This window comes from Pandoraea captiosa (assembly GCF_902459775.1).
Taxonomy (GTDB): domain Bacteria; phylum Pseudomonadota; class Gammaproteobacteria; order Burkholderiales; family Burkholderiaceae; genus Pandoraea; species Pandoraea captiosa.
The window spans coordinates 766,537-782,345 of the sequence record NZ_CABPSQ010000001.1 but is presented as its reverse complement, the minus strand read 5'-3'; the positions used below and the strand labels follow the sequence as shown (position 1 = coordinate 782,345).

Sequence of the window (15,809 nt, the reverse complement as noted above, 5' to 3'; positions counted from 1 at the left end):
CCCCTGCGGCGCACGTGCGGCATCGCTGCCGCGACATGCGCTGCACCTCCGCTGCGCGTGCCGTCAGGCCGACGGCGCGTGAGCGGGTAACAGCAGTACCGGGCGGCCCGCATGCCGGGCCGTATCTTCCGCCACGCTACCCAGCGTGAAGCGTCGGAAACCGCGCCGTCCGTGCGTGCCCAGCACGATCACATCGACATCGGCGTCCTTGCCCGCAGCGATGATCTGGTCGGCCACCCCCTCGCCCACCGGTTGAATCTCCCGCATCTCGATCTCGCCCGGCACTTCCGCCTCCTTGAGACGCTTCTCCGCCCAGAGGCGCACCTGTTCGCCCACCGCGCGCACGGCGTCGAGCAGCGGTTCGGGATCGAAACCGGCGAGAAACGGCCCCGGCAGGTCGAGCACGTGAACCACGCGCATCGATGCGCCGTGGGTTCGCGCCAATGCCAGCGCATATTCGAACGCCTGACGCGCCGTATCGCTGTCGTCCAGTGCAACGAGAATGCGCGCATAGTGACCGCCCGAGCGCAACGGCAGATGCGGACGCGCTTCGCCCGCCACGAGCATCACAGGGACCTCGGCGCTGCGCAGGATCTGTTCGGCGACACTGCCCAGCATGGCGCGTCGCACGCCGCTGCGGCCATGCGTGCCCACCACGATGATGTCTGCGCCCCACTCGATGGCTTCGCGCGTCATGGCCTCGGGAACCGTTTCCCCGGTCGTGCGCAGATCGAGCAGATGCGCCTGCGCATCGAACCCCTCTTCGCGCAGATACAGCACCGCGCGCGCGAGATGCTCCTCGCCTTCGCGTTGCATGTCGCGGCGCACCTGCTCCAGATCGATGAGCTTGCTAAACGCCGCCGTCAGCAGATTGACCGGATCTTCTACCGTATGAATCACGCGGATCACATCGCCGTTGCGCGCAAAGGCGGCGGCCTCGCGCAGTGCGCGGCGCGACGATTCGCTACCATCCGTCGCCAGCAGAATGCGTTTTGTCATGAGCAGCCTCGCGTTGGAAGTCGAAGGAATGCCATGCGCGGGCGACGTCATCTCGATGTTCCGGCTGACAAACCCGCGTGACGTTCCCACTATACCGCCCGATCGAGCACAAAGGCCACCCCGCATCGGGCGCACCGAGGTTTCCCCGCGATCCCTTTGATGCAACGCAAAAACGCCACAGGCCCGGCATGGCGGGCCTGTGGCGTCAGGCGGAAGGCGTCTGAGGTGAGAGTTGAGATTTGAAACGCGCTACATCATTGCGCGCCTGTCGGTCGTTCAGCGCGCGGCGTCGCCCCAACGATAGGCGTGCGACGCGTCGTCGAGTGTCGCTTTCAGTTCCGGCGGCAGCGTGTAATCGATCGTCCCTAGCGTCTCGGCCAACTGTTCCACGCGGCTCGCACCAATGATCGCGGACGTGACGACCGGATTCGCCAGCACCCACGCGAGCGACAGGCGGGTGAGCGATTCCCCGGCGTCCTTTGCAATGCCCTTGAGCGTTTCGATGGTCTCGAACTCGCGTTCGTGCCAGTAGCGCTGCTGATACATCGCGCCGGCTTTGCCCACCGTTGCGGCCGTGAAGCGCCCCTCGGTCGGCGCGGCGTCGTGACGGTACTTGCCGGTGAGCAGCCCGCCGGCGAGCGGGTTGTAGGGAATGACAGCAAGCCCTTCTTCCCTCGCGAGCGGCAGCAATTCGCGCTCGATCTGGCGGAACAACAGGTTGTAGCGCGGCTGCACCGAAACGAAGCGGGTCAGGCGCAGCGTATCGGCGCGGCCGAGCGCACGTGCGAGGCGATAGGCGAGAAAGTTCGACACACCGACGTAACGCGCCCGCCCCGACTTCACGATGATGTCGAGGGCTTCGAGTGTCTCGTCGATGGGCGTATCGGTGTCGTCGGAGTGGAGTTGATAGAGATCGACATAATCGGTGCCGATGCGCGCGAGCGACGCGTCGATGGCGCTCAGCAAATGCTTGCGCGACGCTCCTTTGTCCCACGGCGACGGTCCCATCTCGCCGCAAGCCTTCGTGGCGACGATGAACTGATCGCGACGGCCTTTGAGCCAGCGCCCCACGATCTCCTCGGTACGTCCGACGAGCGACGTGTCGGCACCGAGCGGGTAGACGTCGGCGAGGTCGATGAAATTGACGCCCGCCTCGGCAGTGCGATCGAGAATGGCGTGGCTGGCAGCTTCTTCGGTTTGCAGACCAAAGGTCATCGTGCCCAGGCACAGGCGGGAAACGGTCAGGCCGGTGCGGCCGAATTTCGTGTATTGCACGGTAACTCCCGGAGGTTGCGAAGGATGCAGGATCTCTGGCGGCCCGGTGCGGCCGAGTGTGACGCAAGGTCACGAGATGCGACAGCACAAAGCGCAATGCCCGCGCGCGCGGGCAAGGTGCACAGTATGCGCGATTCCGTAAAAATGCGCGCGGCGTCGAGGTGGGCTCGGGCCGCGTGCGCCGTCAACTGACCGACCTACTCCAGCGACTTCAGGTCGAGCCAGACACCGTCCGCACCGCGAATGAGCATCTTGCCGCCGTACTTCATGACAGTCGTCTGCTCGTTGGCCGAGACGAAAGCGGTCTGAGGCAGGTCGCTCGCGTACTGCGCCAGATCGGGTGTGCCGGCAAACGGGTTGTTGGCGATCAATTTCGAGATGAGCGTCATCATCGCCAGATAGCTCGTGGGCGTGGAAATCGAGACCGGCGTGCCGTGCGAGGCCGCCGCGCCGTCGCCAAATCCCACAAGCTTCACCGCCACCGGCACATGCGTGATTTCCGCCAGGGGAATTTCACGCATGCCGGAGATCTGCAATTTGCTGCCGCGCAGCGCTGCGCCATGTTCCGGCACGAACACCACGACGGCTTTGCGCCCCGACCTGGCAATCGTGTCGATGAACTGACCGAAGTCGTCGAACATTGTCCTGGCGCGCAGCGGATAGCTCTGCACGCTGCTGAGTTTCGAGCCTTCCAGACGATTGCCGTCATGCAGCGAGATGGTGTTGTAGTACAGCGCCACGCGCTTGTCCGGTTGCGACATGCGCTGCTTCCACCACGCTTGCAGCACGTCGCCGTCGGAGCGAATCGGCGTTTCGTCGAACGCGCGCATCGACACGCGGGCGTGCGTGTTGTCGAAGGGTGCGACGCCCGGCACATTGAAGTTCTGCTGAACTTCCTGCATGAAGTTGTCGAAGTGTCCGTCGTGATTCATGGCGAGCGACGGGGTAAAGCCCAGGTTCTTGAGGTCACTCATCACGTAGCACTGCGGGCCTGCCGGGTCGTACAAGGCCTTGTGCGCGGGCTGACCACATCCTGCGCGAAGCACGCGAATCGCTGCCGGTCCACTGTAGCTGGCGGCGGAATTGAAATTCTTGAAGATGAAGTCGAACTTCGAGAGCAGCGGCAGGTTATCGAGATTGTCGACGTCGAGGTCGTCCTGCGCGAGGGAGCAGACGTGCAGGAAGATGATGTCGTAGTCCGGCCCCGCACCGGCTTGCGCAGGCAAGGAGACGGAACGGGTCAGCTCACGTGAGTAAAAGCTGTTGAGCGCCGCGTTCGGGTTCGCGCCCAACGGCACTTCGCCGTCGCCGGTCAGGAACTCGCTGCTGGCGGCCGTGGCTCCGCCCCCTGCTGCCCCGCCCGCCACCCCAGCCGCTCCAGCCGCCCCCGCCGTCAGTGCCGTCGTGTCGCCCTGTGCCGCAACCACCGGCGACACGGAGACGAGCGTCCCCACGCGCAGCACGCCCGGCACGATCAGCAACGCGAGCAGCACGAACGTGGTCACGCGTACCCAGCGATTCACGATCCAGTACGCCAGCACCATGATCGCCAGCAATAGCCAGTCACGTGCAGGGACGAAGCGTCCGAGGAGTTCGACGATGTACGAGAAGCGGAATTGCAGCAGCGCGGGCAACTGCTCGACGAAACGCGCGAACGGCGGCAGGTTGGAGTCGTAGTAGAGCAGCGCCGCGCCTATCGGGATCGCGATCACCTGCCGCAAGATGCGCGCCCAGCGCGGGCGCAACCTCACGACCAGACAGAGGGCGAAGAGGAAGTTCGGCAGCACGTGAAAGCCGATGATGCCCGCCCACAGCAGCAACAGCTTCAGAATGAAATAGAGGTTCCAGATGCCCATCGTATGGTTCCCTTGGGTAGCCGCGCCGTCGTCGGCTCACGTTCCGTCGATGTCTTCATTGTCTCGCCCGGCTCGCCGCTGTCTCGAAAATCCGTGGATGCGCCGGGACGTTCCGTCACGTATGCCGCTCGCCCCGCAATCGGTTCTGCCAGCGCGTGACCAGCTTGCTCAACAGGTAATTGGCGAGCACCTGATACCCACGCAGGCCCATTGCCAGCATTTCGAACAGCGCCCGGATCGGTTCGTCGCGTGTGCGTTCGGCGTCCCAGTCGCGCCACGCGTCGGCCCGCCCGAAGGTGAATTGCACGAGGTGCTTGTCCTGTTCCGCGGTGAGCGGCATGAACGCCAGGAACAGATCGTGCCCGCGCGCGCCGACCACGCTCACCGGGAACCCGTACTCGGTCGCGCCACGCGCAAGCGCGACATGCGCCTCGGTGCCGACAGCGGGATCGATAGGGGCCGGCAGCACGAGCGCGAGGCCGCCGCCCGAGAAGTCCCGCGTGTGGCACGCCATCGTGCGGCCGTCGGGCAAGTACAGCGTCGCCGGCATGCGCATCGACACGCGGTGCGTGCGGCGCACCTGCTTGACTTCGGTAGCCACCGCCACCGCTGCCCCCAGCACCGCGAGGTTGAACATCACCCACAACAGGTTGAAGATCAGCGCACCGGACTCATGGGCGGGACCGTAGAAGTACCGCAGGATGCCGGCGAGAAAGCCCGCCACGTTAAAGCCCAGCAGCACCAGATACGGCTTCGAAATACTCCAGTCGAAGAAACTCTGCTCGATCAGCCCGCCCTTGGCCGTCACGTTGAACTTGCCATAGCGGGGATTGATGAACGCCACCGTCGTCGGTAGCGCCACGTACCAGGCGAGTACGGCTTCGTAGACGTCCGACCAGAAAGAGTGGCGATACTTGCCCTGAATGCGCGAATTCGCAATGTTGGCGTGCGCGATGTGAGGCAGCACGTAAGCGCAGATGCTCAACGCCGCCGCTTGCACGATGTGCAGCCCGAAGAACAGATAGCAGATCGGGGCGAGCAGAAAAATGATGCGCGGAATGCCGTAGAAGAAGTGCAGCATGCCGTTCGCGTAACAAATGCGCTGACCGAATTTCAGGCCGCGTCCGAACAGCGGATTGTCGACGCGGAAGATCTGCGCCATGCCTCGCGCCCAGCGAATGCGCTGCCCGACGTGGCCCGAGAGTGACTCCGTCGCGAGACCTGCGGCCTGCACCACTTTCAGATACACCGTATTCCAGCCGCGCCGGTGCATCTTGAGGGCGGTGTGGGCGTCCTCGGTCACGGTCTCCACGGCCACACCGCCGACTTCGTCGAGCGCCGTACGACGCAACACCGCGCACGATCCGCAGAAGAAGGATGCGTTCCAGAAGTCGTTGCCGTCCTGCACGATGCCGTAGAACAGACGCCCTTCGTTTGGCACTGCGCCACGCGTGGCGAGGTTGCGCTCGAACGGATCGTCGGAGAAGAAATGGTGCGGGGTCTGGACCAGCGAGCAGCGCTCATCCTTGAGAAACGAGCCCATGGTCGTTTGCAGGAACGAGCGCACGGGAATGTGATCGCAATCGAAAATGGCGATGAACTCGCCCGTCGTCTTGCCGAGCGCATGGTTGATGTTGCCCGCCTTGGCATGGCGATTGTCGGGACGGGTGACGTAGTGCACACCGGCGAGCGCGGCGAACTCGCGCATCTCCTCGCGACGCCCGTCGTCGAGCAGATAGATATTGAGCTTTTCCGGCGGCCAGTCGATGCCGCACGCGGCGTAGACTGTCGGGCGCACCACGTCCAGCCCTTCGTTGTAGGTCGGGATGTAGATGTCGACGCTCGGCCACAGACGCGTGTCCGGGGGCAGCGGCGTGATGCGCCGGTGCAACGGCCAGACCGTCTGGATGTACCCGAACAGCAGAATCATCCACGTGTACATTTCTGCGGCGACCAGGGTGTAGCCGACGGCGGCTTCCGCCACCGTGTCGAACGCCAGCGATTGCGTCAGACGCCACCACACATAGCGCACAGTCGACGTGAGCGACAGGCCGATTAGCACCAGCACGGAGTATTGACTGTCGAGCCGCCGGAACACGAGCGCCAGCGTCAGCGTGCAGATCGAGAACAGGAGTTGCGAGAAGGGATCGAACGGCGTCGTCACGATCCAGAACACGCCGATGAGTCCCAGCAGCGCGACGACGCTCGACGTCACCCGCCACTGCATGACGCTTTCGAGCTTCTTGTCGAAGCGGTGCGCCAGTTCGGCCGGCGTGTCGGGCGGAATGCCGAAGAGTGTCTGCACCAGCCATAGACGCAACCGCTCGTTACCCGAGCGGAAGGCAAGCCATGCGGTATAAGGCGGAAACGCTGGTCGATGGCCGGGGCGCCGCCAGAACATGGCGCCGACCATCCGCCAGAAGCTCGCATCGGCGGGCACGTCGAGCCGTTGCGTCACACGGTCGTTGGCCCAGGCAAGCGCACGCCCCGGATAGTCGGGGCGTCCCCTGCGCGCCGGCTGGAACACGAGACGCAGCCACCAGTCGCGCCATTCGTCGAGTTGACGAACATCCAGCCGCACCGCCAGACGCGCCACGAGATGATCCGTGGCTTGCGAGATCCGCAGACGATGCGCGGGCGAGCGCACCGTAGCAGCGAGCAGCCATTGCGCGATACCCGGCGTGCGACCGTCCGGCCGAGTTGGCACGCGGAGTCGCACGGCGAGCATTTCCCGGCCGAGTCGATACAGGGAAGCGAGTGCGTCGGTGATCATGTGCCCGCGTCTCCTCGGCCGCCCGGGTCGTTCGGCGCCGTGGCGCGCGCAAGCCATGCCTCGAGATGGACGAAGTCGAGGGCGGCCTGAGAACCGTCGGCCGCTCTGGCCAACGAGCCACCATTGGCCGCGGCCATCCCGATAGCGTCGTCGCGGTGAATGCGCACCGGTACGACGGCGTCGCCGCCACGCGCCTGAATCAGATGCAGCAGGTCGTTGTTCAGCGGCGAGTTCGATGCCGCCAGATTCGGCACCATCTGCGCGCGCCCGGCACAGGCCGTCATCAGATCGGGCTGCGTGACGTAGCCGGTTGTCGTGACCGGCACCACGCCGAGCACCCGGTCGGCCGCGGCAATCGCGGCCTGTGCGATGCGGTCCGGCAAGCGCTGCGTGTCGATGAAGACGCGCGTGCCCGTCGGCAGCCCCAGGGCGTCGAGCTGGCGGCGCAGGCCCCCGCCGTCCCCATGCAGCCATTCGCCGAGCGCCGCCAGTTGCCTGGTGTCCGTGCGCCCGGCAGGCAGCAACGGCACGCCTTCGGGCGTGTCGCGCAGCACGGTGCGCCAGGCATCGGGCGCAACACCGGCGGACAACACGCCCTGCTCACACGTTTCACGCAGCCCCAACAGCGCGCCGATGCTGTTCTGAGCATCGAGTTCGAGCACGGCGACGGGCGTTCCGGCATGCGCCAGTTGGGCGGCCAGATGGGCCGTGACGGTGCTTCGTCCTGCACCGCCTGCACTTGAGACGACGGCAATGAGCGTCAGCATGGGCCCTCCCCGGCCCGTCGGGCCGTCGCCGGCGCATGGACCGTCGTACGTTGGATATCCACGCAAAGACGAGCTACGCAAAGACTATCGACGCAAAGATTCATGGGTCAGTAGCTCCAGATCGGTCGTACCGGCGAGGGCGGCATCGGTACGTCACCGCGACGGGCGTCGAAGTGATAACGCATGTAGACGAGGAAGCGGTTCGGCGCATAGTAATCCGAGCGCTCGAACTGGACCTGACCGCCAATCACCCAGTGTCGATTGACCCAGTATTCCGCGCGACCCAGGATCGAGAAGCCCACACCGAACCCGCCGCCGGAGCCATACGTCAGATCGCCACTGGCGTCTTGCAATGCGCCGTTGGTCGGGAAGTACGGCATCGACTTTTCCTGACTTTGCGAGAACGATACCGAGCCGCGCAGATAGTACGACCAGCGTTGCGTGCGTCCGTACCATTCCAGCGGCAGCGTGAGCGACACATAGGTCTGCGGGCTGTAGTAGCCGCCGTGCCCATATGTGTAGTAGCGCTCGTTTTGCGCGAAGCTGTCGAAGAACAGCGTGACACCGGTATTCATGCGCATGTCGCGCTTGTAGATGAGCGGCAGGTCGACACCGGCGCGCGCCGAGACCTCCGAGTTGTTCAGCACGTTCTCGCCGGTCAGACGCGCGACGCTCGCCTCGCCGAAAATTCCCCATTTCGGGAAGTCGCGCGAGGCGTGGAACGTGATCGCGTCGCGCCGCACGCCGCCCCATTTGCCGTCACCGAAGATCTCGGGCAGCGGCAGATTGGCGCCTGCGTATGACACCATGCTACCGGTCATCGGGCGCCGCGAGACGTCGACCCAGTAGTTGTAGCGTCCGAGATTGCCGAACAAGCGCACGCCACCCGTCACGTAGGAAATGGGGAAACCGATCGGCGTATGGCCGATGTCGGCCCGGATCCAGTCGTTCTCGTAGCCGAGCATGAGCGCCTGTCCGTGTGCCTTCTGGCGCTTCGTGCCATAGTCGCTAAGCACGCCGGGATTCGCGGCGCGAAACGACGGCACGTTGAGCAACGGCAGCGTGCCGAACTGGGAAGTGCCGTTAAGCGGCAAGTCGCCCGAATCCGCGCTGACGTAGTCCGTCTGCGCGAACACGTGGCCGTCGTAGCCCACCGCGTACTGGCCGTACAGCGGCACCGCGCGGGCATTGAACATCGAAATGCCGCCGTCGCCCTTCTTCTCGTCGATTTCGTACCCCGCGGCCACGTAGCTGTTGCGACGGGATTCGAGGGAGTCGATCGCCGACTCGGCCGACGTCAAGCCGTCGTATCCCGGCAGCGCCCCCTGCACGATCTCTTCCTTGCGTGCCTGATCGTACCAACCCTTCGCCTCGTGGTAACGGCGCTGCGACTGGGCGATGCGCCCACGCTGCACCGTGACGGCCGACGTGTCGGGGAACTGCGTGCGCAGTTTGTCGTTGAGTGCGATGGCTTCGTCATAACGCTCCATCGCCGTGAGGCGCCGCACGGCGGCGAGTTGCGTCCACACGTCGTCCGGCGGGGCTTCGGCCAGCGCCCGGTCGAGCTCGCGATTGGCCGCGTCGTCGTCCTGCATCTCATAGAGCACGCGCACGAGCGACAAGCGCGCATCCTGATTGGTCGGGTCCTGACGGATCTGGTCTTCGGCGATCTTTCGCGCGTCGTCGTACCGGCGCTGATCGAAATAGATGTCGCCCAGCGTCGATAGCGCGCGCTTGTCGGGCGGCTGGCGCGAGAGCAGCGGTTCGAGCTTGCGTTGCGCCGTATCGAAGTCGCCCAGCGCACGCGCCCGGTCGGCCTGACGCAACGCCAGACGATCCTGGAGGTCCTGCCACTCGTCGCGCTGGTCCTCGCCCAGCGTGGCGGGGTCCATGCTCGCGAGAAAGCCGCCCAGCTCGGCGTCGCGCTCGGCGGTGTTGAGCAATTCGGCGTAGCGCAGCTGTGCATCGGGCTGCGGCTTGTCCGCATGCGCCGCCAGCCAGTCGCGCATGAGCGCAAGCCCCTGCTCCGGCTGACCGGCCGACACACGGGCACGCGCCACTTCCCCGATCAGTTCCGGATCGTCGCCCGCCATCGTCAGGGCCTCGCCATAGCGACGCTCGCTTTCCTCATCGTTACCGGCAGCATGCGCTTCTCGTGCCAGACGTGCTGTGTCGCGAATCGCGAGCGTCGTCTGCATCCGTTTGATCGACGGTGTGACATTCGCCGCAGGAATTTGCGCGAGCGAGGCGCGGGCGCCGGCCTCGTCGTCGATGACGTTCAGGTAGATGGCCTGCGCGTAGAGCATCTGCGCGCGGTCGTCCGCTTCGAGTGGCTGTCGCATGCCCTCTGCCATCACGTCGCGCCCGATGTCCGGAAGCCAGAGTTTGCGGTAAAGGCTGGCAAGCGAGTAGCGTGTCCAGGCGTTACCGGGATCGAGCGCAACGGCGCGCTCCAGTGCCGCGAGCGCCGGGCCGTTATGGCCTTCGGCGATGGCGCGGTCCGCATCGTCCGACAACGCGGCGGCCTCCGCCTTGTCGAAGCGCGCCTTGTCCTGCGGGAAACGCCGACGCAGATCGCCGAGTAGATTCGCCAGCTCGGTGCGACGTTGTTGACGGGAGTACAGGGTGATCATGCCGCGCAACGCCGTGTCGTTGTCGGGCTCGATCTTCAGTGCTTGCTGGAACAGCTTTTCGGCGTCATCGTCACGCTTGTCGTCGAGGGCGATGTCGCCGAGTAGCGCCAGACCGTCGGGATTGTTCGGATCGCTCGCCAGCGCGCCGCGCACGAGACGCTCGGCATCGGCAAGGCGTCCGGCGTCGCGCGCAGCGCGCGCCTCGGCCATGGCGCCCCAGAACTGCGATGTCCTGAGCAGACTGCGCCATTTGCCCGCATTGTCCGGGTCCTTGCGCAATGCCTGCGCGAACAGTTCCTGCGCGCCTTTATGATCGCCCTGACGCATTTTCACCAATCCCAGCGAACCCAGCAGTTCGCCATCGTTGGGACGTTTGACGCGGGCCGCGTCCAGCGATTTTTCCGCGTCGTTCAGACGCCCCTGATCGAGCGCCTTGATGCCCGCCTGTCGCGCCTTGTACGCCGGATCGTTGAGCATGCGCGTGCGCGCCGCCTGCTGCGCGTTCAACTTGTCGTAAGCGGCGCGAATGTCGGCGTCGTTGGGCGCGAGGGCAAGGTAGCGCTGATACAGCGGCAGCCACGCGAGGTTGCCGTCGGCTTTCGAGAGGCCCTTCTGCCAGAGCGGCAGCAAGGCATTCAAGTCGGCATTGGGACGCGCAGCCAGCTCCGCCACCATGCGCGTGCCCGCGAGACGGCTCGACGGTCGGTCGATCATCAGCTCCGCCAGCGATAGTGAGGCGCGCGAATCCTCGGGTGAGGCCTTCGACAGATTTGCCAGCCCCTGCTGCGCTGCGGGCCAGCCGTTGGTCGCATTCGCTTGCGCGCGGTAGTACTCCACCCCGAGGTCGCCGGTGGGTGGGCCGTCCGGAAACAGCGCCTTGTATTCGGCAAATGCGGCGTCTGCCTGACCGCTGCGCTGCAACAGCCGTGCGCGGGCGATGCGCGACTTGTCGACCGTGTTGATGCGAATGACGTCCGCCAGCGCGCGGGTCGCCGGTGAGTTGGGATAGCGCGCACGCAACGTCTGCAATGCCTTGTTGGCGTCCTGCGGCTTGTTCTCTTCGATATCGATCTGCCCACGCAGCGAGAGCGCATCCGGCTGATCGGGCTGCACGAGCAACGCCTTGTCCAGCGCGGCGCGGGCGAGGTCGTTGCGATGACGCGAATGCCAAAGCCTTGCACTGGCCAGCAGATTGCCGACATCGCGGTTCGCCGCCACGGCGTCGGATCTTGCCGACGCGCCGGGCGCCGGCGCGGCACGCACGTGTTCCGCACCGGCTGCCATCAGCAGGCATGTCATGCAGGCGGAACGGATCAGCGTTTGGCGCAAACCGCCTCCCATGGCAATTGCAGCGTACCGTCGGCGGCAAAGCGAAAGCGCGCGTCGTGCCAGCCGAGTCCGAACAGTGAGAGTACCGAGCTGTAGTAACCCGGTGGCGACTGCCCATCGAGCGAGCGGGCGCGCTCGGCCTGCGCGCGCGCGAGCGCCGTATCGCCCACCGACTGCAACAGCGGCACGAGCGCCGCCGAGAAGCCGGCTCCGCCGCTGCGCGTTGCCGTGCCGTCGCGCGTGTTGACCCGCTCGGGCGGTGCACCGTGCGTGGCGACATACTTCAACATGCCGTCGAAGGTGTGCGTCAGCGCGCGCGCGTCGTCGCTGCCCGGGGCGAGCATGCCGGCCCAAAGATAGACGCGTATAGCGTTGTAACTGCCTTCGCCCTGCGTCTCGGGGTCGATCTCGAAACCGCGTCCGGCGCGATACATCGCCCACTCCGGCGCGAAGCCGAGCGGCGGGGCCGATAGCGTGATCTGCCTGAGCGAAGACGTGACGAGCTGTCCCCAGCCGCTATCGGGAAAGAGGCCCGCGAGGCGCCGCACCACCTGCATCGGCACGTAGCTGGGATTCAGTCGCCAAAGATCCTTGGCGGGATGAAAACCGACGGGCGCCGGCAGCAATGTGCGCCCGAGCCCCGGAATGAAGTCCGTCTCTTCCGAGACGATGCGGCGCGCCACCAACGCCCCGAGTGCGGTGTAGCGTCGCACGCGCCAGAGGCGTCCGGCCTCGCCCAGTGCGTAGGCGATCCACATGTCGGCGTCGCTCGCCGGATTGCTGTCGAGCACCGCCCACTTGCCGTCGTCCGTTTTTCCCCACAGCCAGGCCGGCAGATGCGCCGTCAGATCGCCTTGCGCGAGATTGTTGACGGTCCAGTCGAGCACCTTGTCGAATGTCGTACGGTCGTTGGCGATGACAGCGAACATCAGCGCATACGCCTGCCCTTCGGAGACCGTGCGCAGATCCGGCGTGCTGTGATCGATCACGCGACCATCGTCGCTGAGAAAGCCCGACTTGAATCGCGCCCATTCCGGCCAGTCGACGGACGGGCACACGGGCGCAGGATTCGTCTGCGCCTTCGCGGTAGCGTCGGGAGTGCCGGGAGCGCCACGAGCGCTGGGCGTCATGCCGGCGAGCACCGGGCCCGCACCACAGGCGACGAGCGCCCGCAGCACGGCCCGACGGCGCCGCCCGGGAGCATCGGCGCGCGTCATTTACTTCTCCAGCCGACGCGCGGCGCGACGCTGCAACCACCCGAAGCATTTGAGCGCAATCGCGAACGCCGCCAGCAACGCCACCAGACCGACCAGAATCGGATGACTCGAGAGGTGGTAGCGAATGCGCGTCCACCAGCTCACATCGCCCACGAAATAGGTCTTCCCAAGCCGATAGGACGCCGTGCGATCGCCATTGATCACCGCCAGATCGCCGTGAATAGCATCGCGCTGTGTATCGACGGCGTCGACCACACTGAGCAGCGCGTCGTCGCTCGACGCGTTGATCGCCACCACCGAGCGTGACCCGGTCACCGGCGATTCGAACCCCACCAGCGCCGCGAGCGGGCCTTGCGACTGGGCGTCCAGGCGGGTCGGGCCGATGCGACTGGCCGCGAGCGCGGAGCCGGTCGCACCGTCACCGCGATATCCCTGCGGCTGCGACTGCATGACACGACGCGTCTGATCGATCACGAGCGGCAGACTCTTGCCCCACTTGGTCAACAGATCGGCCCCGTCCTTACCGCCGACGATCAACAGGTCACGATCCTTGAAACGATCGGTTTGCGTGGTGTCGAGCACCTCGAAGCGGTCGGCGTAGACGCCGGTCGAGCGGCCGAACTGCCCCAGCGTCGAGAACACGGTTTCGAGCTCGGCCTTGTCGGGCGTCTTCGAGATGACGACAGCGGTCTGCGCGAGGTCCGCGTACTTCGTGAACGGAAAGCCGCTGCCCGCGAAGAAGTTCAGATTCGGCATCTCGGCGTAATGCGGCAGGCCGCTGAAGTCGATGGTCGAGTCGGCGTCGATGGCCGAACGCGCAGCGTTGGTGATCGTCTGGCTGCACAGGCCTTCCTTGTGCGGCTCCATCGCGAACTGGAACGACAGCGAGTTGCGCGAGGCCACCTGGAAGGCCGGAATGCGAACGTCCTTGCGATCTGCCATCGTGCCGTCGGAGAGCAACTCGACGAGCATGTGGCTCTTGTCGCTGCTCGCGCCCGCCGAGCGCAGACGGTAGGCGCGCACGAACTGGTCGTTGATCGACACGCTCATGGACGAGTCGTCGGCCTTGACCGGTGGCGTGTAGCGGTACTTCAGGTCCATCGGCACGCCGGTGTTCTCCCACGTCAGCAGGTCGGCGGGCAGATTGAGCTGAATGCGGATCGGCCACGGCATGTAGCCGCTTGCCTGCAAGTCGCTCGGGTTCTCGATCAGTTCGCCCAGCTTCACGGGACGATCGGTGCGCACCCACCGCGGCGCGTCGTAGGCGGCGCGCGGCAGCAGCGGCTCGAGCGCTGCGATGCGGGCCGACTCGCCCGAGAGCACCGCGCGGCCCGAGACGAGCGCGAGCGCCGCCGTCTCCAGGTCCTTGGCATCGCGCCCTTGCATCACCAGCAGCTTGAGCGACGGATCGTTCGGATTGGACACCATGCGCAGCGTCGGGCCGTCCACCTTGGGCAGATCGAGCCCCGGCAGCATCGTGTCGTTCGTCACGAACGCAATGGCATGCTTCGTCGGCAAAGCGCTCACGCTGACCGGAAAGCGCGTTCGCCGATAGTCGCCGATCGCGCCGGCCCACGTCGCCACCACACCGGCCGCATGCACGACTGCGAGCGACGGCTGGGCGCCGAAAACGAACGGGATCGATTGATCGCGATTGTCGTGGCGATCGAAGAACGGCGCCGGCAGCGTCGACAGATCGTTGCGCAGCGTGAGCGGCTGGGTGCTGGTGACGATCTCGCTTTGGGGACTGATGTCGGCCCACAGGCTGGAGTGCATCGGGTCTTCGCACTCCATCGTGTAATGCCCGATGAGCACGATGCGCACGCGATTGAAGCCGGAGAGCATTCGCGCATCGAGCGGAATTTCGCGCAGGAGATTCTTGCCGCCGTCCTGCTTGTTGAACGGCAACGTCGCGATCAACTCCTCGTTCAGATATACCTTGAGTTGCGAGAGATCGGGGATCAGCGCCGGGGAATAGGTGTAACGCAGCCGAAGCAGCGCCGAGGCCACCGACTGATCGAGTCGGATTCCGAAATTGACATCGCCCGATCCCTCCGTGCCGCGCAGGCGCAAGCCGTTCGTCTGCCCCAACTGGGCGAACGTGACGGTGCGCTGGCTCGTGCCCGGGGCCGCCGGGGTCAGCGGCATGACGGCGGCGGCGGTGCCGCTCGCATCCGACGCGGCGGCGGACGCCGTCTCGGGTACGGCAGTAGCGCCGGCTGGCACCGGCGCTTTACCCGTGCGGCCTGCCGTTGGCGCTGCTCCCGCAAGCATGATGGCGCCGGGATCCATCGCTGCGGCGACTAGCAGACAGATGGCTGAGACCTTCGTGTAACGCGACCAGGACGCTCGAAGCTGCATGGGGTGTGCCTCGTCTGTTCTTGCGCTGCATGTTCGCCACACCCTTACGCGCAACACCCCAACACCTCGATGACCAACGTTTCATCACGTCGTTGTCAGGCAATCCTGAGATCGCCAAGGCGCGGCGGGACAGCATTGCTCGTGTGACCGGATATGGCACGTTGCGCCATGCTAGCTTGCCTCGGTGTCAATGAGCAAGCGGGTCTTGAGGGTAGTGTGTCGTGCGGCAGGTACATCGGTCGTCCGGTCGGCACGGCGATTGCTCTTGCGGCGACGCAACGTATAGAATGCCCGGCATGACCTCACACGCTCCCTCGGAATCCTCGTCCGCCGTTGCCGGTCCGGCCGCCGCACATGCTGCCGAGCAAGCCGCCGACGCGATGATCGAACGTCGCTACCCGTCGGACATCGACCGATTGCGTGAGGTCGTGGGCGTCGACGTGTTGCCGTTCTACCGCGACGAGCAGGCCATCCTCGCCAGTCAGCAGGCGAGCGAACGCTGGCCGCATCTGGTCGCAGTTGCGAATTCCCGCATCGGGGCCGCCGGGGCCACTGCAATCTCCGCGAATCCGCCACGTTCGGGCGCCGCGAACTGATTT

General features: G+C 65.6%; 9 protein-coding genes. 1 reads left to right on the top strand and 8 read right to left on the bottom strand.

Annotated features, from left to right (window positions below; genetic code table 11):
• Positions 1-63: 63 nt before the first annotated feature.
• The 8 genes from PCA31118_RS03315 to bcsB form a co-directional block, all read right to left on the bottom strand.
• Complete coding sequence (locus tag PCA31118_RS03315) at positions 64-999, bottom strand: universal stress protein (RefSeq protein WP_174990313.1); 936 nt, start codon at positions 997-999, stop codon at positions 64-66.
• A 276-nt stretch (positions 1,000-1,275) separates the two neighbouring features.
• Positions 1,276-2,274 (bottom strand): aldo/keto reductase, encoded by a 999-nt coding sequence (locus PCA31118_RS03310; RefSeq protein ID WP_150622914.1) that lies wholly within the window; start codon positions 2,272-2,274, stop codon positions 1,276-1,278.
• A 197-nt stretch (positions 2,275-2,471) separates the two neighbouring features.
• On the bottom strand, positions 2,472-4,130 hold the full coding sequence (gene bcsG / locus PCA31118_RS03305; RefSeq protein WP_150622913.1) for a cellulose biosynthesis protein BcsG: 1,659 nt from the start codon (positions 4,128-4,130) through the stop codon (positions 2,472-2,474).
• 115 nt (positions 4,131-4,245) lie between these two features.
• The gene (gene bcsA, locus PCA31118_RS03300; RefSeq protein WP_150622911.1) at positions 4,246-6,903 is read right to left on the bottom strand and encodes a UDP-forming cellulose synthase catalytic subunit; all 2,658 of its coding nucleotides are present in this window, start codon (positions 6,901-6,903) and stop codon (positions 4,246-4,248) included.
• Positions 6,900-7,670 (bottom strand): cellulose synthase operon protein YhjQ/BcsQ, encoded by a 771-nt coding sequence (locus PCA31118_RS03295; protein ID WP_150622909.1) that lies wholly within the window; start codon positions 7,668-7,670, stop codon positions 6,900-6,902. The genes bcsA and PCA31118_RS03295 overlap by 4 nt, the downstream gene beginning before the upstream one ends.
• A gap of 107 nt (positions 7,671-7,777) precedes the next feature.
• Entirely contained in the window at positions 7,778-11,632 is a 3,855-nt protein-coding gene (locus PCA31118_RS03290; RefSeq protein ID WP_174990312.1) for a cellulose synthase subunit BcsC-related outer membrane protein, read from the bottom strand.
• Positions 11,617-12,849, bottom strand: a complete 1,233-nt coding sequence (bcsZ, locus tag PCA31118_RS03285) for a cellulose synthase complex periplasmic endoglucanase BcsZ (protein WP_174990311.1) — start codon at positions 12,847-12,849, stop codon at positions 11,617-11,619. The genes PCA31118_RS03290 and bcsZ overlap by 16 nt, the downstream gene beginning before the upstream one ends.
• Positions 12,850-15,210, bottom strand: coding sequence for a cellulose biosynthesis cyclic di-GMP-binding regulatory protein BcsB (gene bcsB / locus PCA31118_RS03280; RefSeq protein WP_150622905.1), 2,361 nt, complete (start codon positions 15,208-15,210; stop codon positions 12,850-12,852).
• Positions 15,211-15,506: 296 nt separating this feature from the next.
• Here bcsB and PCA31118_RS03275 point away from each other — a divergent pair, with 296 nt between their 5' ends.
• The gene (locus PCA31118_RS03275; protein WP_150622904.1) at positions 15,507-15,806 is read left to right on the top strand and encodes a hypothetical protein; all 300 of its coding nucleotides are present in this window, start codon (positions 15,507-15,509) and stop codon (positions 15,804-15,806) included.
• Positions 15,807-15,809: the final 3 nt, after the last annotated feature.

What these genes read in the sequence shown, in the direction of transcription:
- bcsG (WP_150622913.1), bottom strand. Translation starts at nt 4,130, where the DNA reads ATGGGCATCTGGAACCTCTATTTCATTCTGAAGCTGTTGCTGCTGTGG.
- PCA31118_RS03315 (WP_174990313.1), bottom strand. Translation starts at nt 999, where the DNA reads ATGACAAAACGCATTCTGCTGGCGACGGATGGTAGCGAATCGTCGCGC.
- bcsZ (WP_174990311.1), bottom strand. Translation starts at nt 12,849, where the DNA reads ATGACGCGCGCCGATGCTCCCGGGCGGCGCCGTCGGGCCGTGCTGCGG.
- bcsB (WP_150622905.1), bottom strand. Translation starts at nt 15,210, where the DNA reads ATGCAGCTTCGAGCGTCCTGGTCGCGTTACACGAAGGTCTCAGCCATC.
- PCA31118_RS03295 (WP_150622909.1), bottom strand. Translation starts at nt 7,670, where the DNA reads ATGCTGACGCTCATTGCCGTCGTCTCAAGTGCAGGCGGTGCAGGACGA.
- PCA31118_RS03275 (WP_150622904.1), top strand. Translation starts at nt 15,507, where the DNA reads ATGACCTCACACGCTCCCTCGGAATCCTCGTCCGCCGTTGCCGGTCCG.
- bcsA (WP_150622911.1), bottom strand. Translation starts at nt 6,903, where the DNA reads ATGATCACCGACGCACTCGCTTCCCTGTATCGACTCGGCCGGGAAATG.